The organism is Mycobacteriales bacterium, assembly GCA_035550055.1.
In the GTDB taxonomy this organism is placed as follows: domain Bacteria; phylum Actinomycetota; class Actinomycetes; order JAFAQI01; family JAFAQI01; genus DASZTV01.
The window spans coordinates 1-3,711 of sequence record DASZRO010000039.1 but is presented as its reverse complement, the minus strand read 5'-3'; the positions used below and the strand labels follow the sequence as shown (position 1 = coordinate 3,711).

Sequence of the window (3,711 nt, the reverse complement as noted above, 5' to 3'; positions counted from 1 at the left end):
TGGCTGCTCCTCGCGCTGGCTGCGCTCGCGGTGGTGGTCGTCGTCGGCGGCGCGATCTACCGGCTGACCCGCCCGGTCCACCACTTCGCGAAACCGGGCCCGAACACCGGCTGGCTGTCAGGGGTGTACGCCGGTCACAGTCCCGCCGACGACGAGGCGTTCGCCAAGTGGCGGGGGGCGGCGATCCAGGTGGCGACGGACTTCGTCGGCGGCGGCGCGTGGGAGTCCATCGAGCACCCGCTGGTGCTGTCGCTGGCCTGGCGCAAGGACTACGCGGTGCAGCTCGTGGTGAGTGTGCCGATGTGGCCCGCGACCGGTGGCAGCCTGTCCGACGCGGCCGCCGGTGACTACAACAGCAACTACGCGCAGCTGGCGAAGACGCTGGTCAGCGACGGGCGCGCCAACAGCGTCATCCGGCTCGGCTGGGAGTTCAACACGCCGTACTTCCGCTGGCAGGTCGCCTCCCCGCAGGATGCGGCGCTGTACGCCGTCGCGTGGCGGCAGGCGGTCACTTCGATGCGGTCCGTGTCCGGAGCGAAGTTCACCTTCGTCTGGAACCCGAACCTGTCCAACGACGGTCCCGATCCGGCGCTTGCCTATCCCGGCGACACCTACGTCGACGACATCGGTCTCGACGTCTACGACCGCGGCCTGACCGGCGGCGAGACCCCCGCCCAGCGGTGGAACGACCTGGTGCATCAGAGGTACGGCCTGGCGTGGCAGGCCAGCTTCGCGGCGCGCCACGACAAGCCCATCGCGTTCCCCGAGTGGGGTCTCGTGCACGACCCGGGCGCGCCCATCGCCGGCGGCGACGACCCGTACTTCATCCAGCAGATGCACGCCTGGTTTGCCTCGCACCGCACGGCGTTCGAGGTCTACTTCGACGGCCCGCAGGACGCCGGGTCGACCTTCGCGATCGGGGACGGGTCGTTCCCGAAGGCCGCCGCGCTCTATCTGCGGCTCTTCGGCGGCGGCCACTAGTAACCTCCCGCCTGTGACGGGCGTGACCGAGCGGATCGATCGTCACTACGGGGTTCTGGTCGGTGCCCTGGTCGTCGCCGGTCTCGCGTTGCGCTTCTCGCTGCTCGGGCACTACCACGGCACGGCGTACGACATCGACAACGCCACCTTCGCCGCCGATCAGCTGACCGCGCACCACCTGCACGCCTACGCCTACTTCAGCAGCAACGGCGCGGTCTGGCCGTACCCGCCGCTGTGGCTTCCGGTCAGCGTCCTCGGGCTCCACGTCGCCGACGCGCTCGGGCTCAGCGGGCCCACCGGGATCCGGTTGCCGCTGGTCCTCGTCGACGGTGCCCTGGTCTGGTTGATCCAGTACGCCGTACGCCTCCTCGGCCGCAGCAAGAACGCGGGACTGCTTGCCGCCGCGCTTGTCGCCTTCGGGCCGCCGTTCCTCGCCGAGACCGTCCTGCAAGGCCAGCTCGACGGTGCCGCCGCGTTGTGCGTGCTCGGGGCCGGCGTCCTGTGGCTGCGAGCACCGCAGCCCACTCGCTGGTTGTGGGCGGGGCTCGCGCTCGGGATCGGCGCCGGCATCAAGACCGTGCCGATCCTCGGGTTGCTCGCGCTCTACCCGACCGCCGTCGACAACCGCGAACGCGTCAAGCTGACCATCGTCGCCGCGGCGATCCCGTGCCTTGCGGTGCTGCCGTTCGAGGTCGCCTACACGGGCACGGTCCACACGATCCTGCGCTACCACGGGCTTGCCGGGCTCGGCGGACTGAGCCTGCTCGTCCAGCCGCACCTGTTGCACCACTGGCCGGCGAGCCTCGCGCACCTGAACCTGGCGAACCGGGTGCTCAAGCACCTCACGATCCCGCTCGTGCTGGTCGGCCTCGCGTTCGCCGCGTGGGTTGCGCTGCGCAAGCGGATGCACCCCTACGCGGCGGCGGGCCTGGTCTTCGGCGCGTTCGTCGTCGCCAGCCCGAACTTCTTCCTGCAGTACTCGCTGTGGGTGTTCGTGCCGGTGATCGCCGCGGGCTACCTGCGTACGGCGACCGCCGCCGCGATCGCCTGGATCCTGCCGATCGCACTCGTCTTCACCACCGAGCTCGGGTTGTGGAGCACCGTGCCGACCACGCTCTACGCCGTCACCGCCTACCTGATGCTGATCGGATTCGTTGCCATGGTCATCACGCTCGCCAGACGTCCCGCCGAGGTGCAGCCCGAGGCGGTGACGCCATGACGACGCTGCCCAACCGCCCGAACACCGCACTGCTCGTGGTCGACGTGCAGAACGGCGCGGTCGCCGGCGCGCCGCGTCGCGACGAGGTCATCGGCAACGTCGCGGCCCTCGTCGAGCGGGCCCGGCGCGAGCAGGTCCCGGTGGTCTGGGTGCAGCACAACGACGACGGCGGGCTGGCCCGTGGCAGCGACGCGTGGCAGTACGTCGACGAGCTGCGCCGCGACCCGGACGAGCCGCTGGTCGAGAAGCGCTACGGCGACTCCTTCGAAGACACCGGTCTTGAAGACGTGCTGGCAGGCCTCGGCGTCGGTCGGCTGGTCGTGGTCGGCGCTCAGACCGACATGTGCATCCGGTCGACGCTGCACGGGGCACTCGCTCGCGGGTACGACGCCACGCTGGTGTCCGACGCCCACACCACCGAGGACCTCACGGCGTGCGGCGCTCCGCCGCCGGAGCAGGTCATCGCCCACACCAACCTCTACTGGCAGTTCCAGCAGGCCCCCGGTCGTACGACGGGTGCCGTCCCGACCGAACAGGTGCGGTTCCAGAGCTCGGTTGATTGACCGATCAGGCTCCCTCACACTGCTGCCGTGGGGGATCGAGCGGCGGGATGAAGATCGCCATCCTCACCTACGGCACCCGCGGCGACGTCCAGCCCTACGCGGTGCTCGGTCATGCCCTCGCCCGGCGCGGACACGCGGTGCGAATCGCGGTGTGCGAAAACCTCGTGGACATGACGAGAAGCATCGGCCTGGACACCGTCGCCGTCCCCGTCGACTCCCAGGAGTTCATGAGCTCGGAGCAAGGCCGCGCGGTGCTCTCCGCCGGGAAGACCACCAAGTTCATCAAGGAGCTGAGCCGACGCGAGACCGAGGCGAGCCGTGAGATCGGCGACGCGCTGGTGGAGGCCAGTCGTGACGCGGAAATGGTGATCGCCTCGGTGCTCGCCGTCGCTCGCGCCACGAGCCTCGTCGAGGCAAGCGGGCAACGCATGCTCGCCGTTTATGTCCCGCCGATCCACCCCACCGCGCAGTTCGCTTCGCCGTACATCTTCCGCTCGACACACGCGCCGACGGCGCTGCTACGCAGGGCGAGCCACCTGGTGTTCGAGACCGTCTTCTGGTGGGGGTCGCGGCGAAACGTGCGGGCATTTCGCCGCCAGCTCGGGCTTCCTGCGCGCGTGGCGAACCCGCTGCGCGCGTTGCGGCGCGCCCAGGTCCCGGTCAGCCACCTGATCACCCGGGCGCTCCTGCCGGAGCCGCCCGACTGGCCGGAGCACGTGCGCAACGTCGGCGAGATCGCCGTGCCGCGCGAGCTGCGCGAGGCGTGGGGCGAGGCGACCGTCCCGCCGGACCTGGAACGCTGGCTCGCCGCCGGCGACGCGCCGGTGTACTTCGGCTTCGGCAGCATGCCGGTGCTCGACGCGGTCGCGGCGCGCGCGATGATCGAGACCGTCGCGCAGCGCCTCGGCGTGCGCGCACTGATCGGCGCCGGGTGGTCCGACGTGGCCG

At 70.7% G+C, this 3,711-nt stretch carries 4 protein-coding genes; all 4 read left to right on the top strand.

Translation table 11 applies throughout. The features are described 5' to 3' along the window. Window positions 1-981, top strand: a 981-nt coding sequence (locus VG899_06710) for a glycosyl hydrolase (protein HWA66044.1), incomplete at its 5' end; no start/stop codon positions are given. A gap of 13 nt (window positions 982-994) precedes the next feature. After that, window positions 995-2,200, top strand: coding sequence for a glycosyltransferase 87 family protein (locus VG899_06705; protein HWA66043.1), 1,206 nt, complete (start codon window positions 995-997; stop codon window positions 2,198-2,200). After that, window positions 2,197-2,763 carry a cysteine hydrolase family protein gene (locus VG899_06700; protein ID HWA66042.1) on the top strand — a complete coding sequence of 189 codons (567 nt, stop codon included), beginning with the start codon at window positions 2,197-2,199 and terminating at the stop codon, window positions 2,761-2,763. Before VG899_06705 ends, VG899_06700 begins: the two co-directional genes overlap by 4 nt. 47 nt (window positions 2,764-2,810) lie before the next feature. Continuing rightward, on the top strand, window positions 2,811-3,711 hold a 901-nt coding region (locus VG899_06695; GenBank protein ID HWA66041.1), incomplete at its 3' end, for a glycosyltransferase.

What these genes read in the sequence shown, in the direction of transcription:
- VG899_06700 (HWA66042.1), top strand. Translation starts at nt 2,197, where the DNA reads ATGACGACGCTGCCCAACCGCCCGAACACCGCACTGCTCGTGGTCGAC.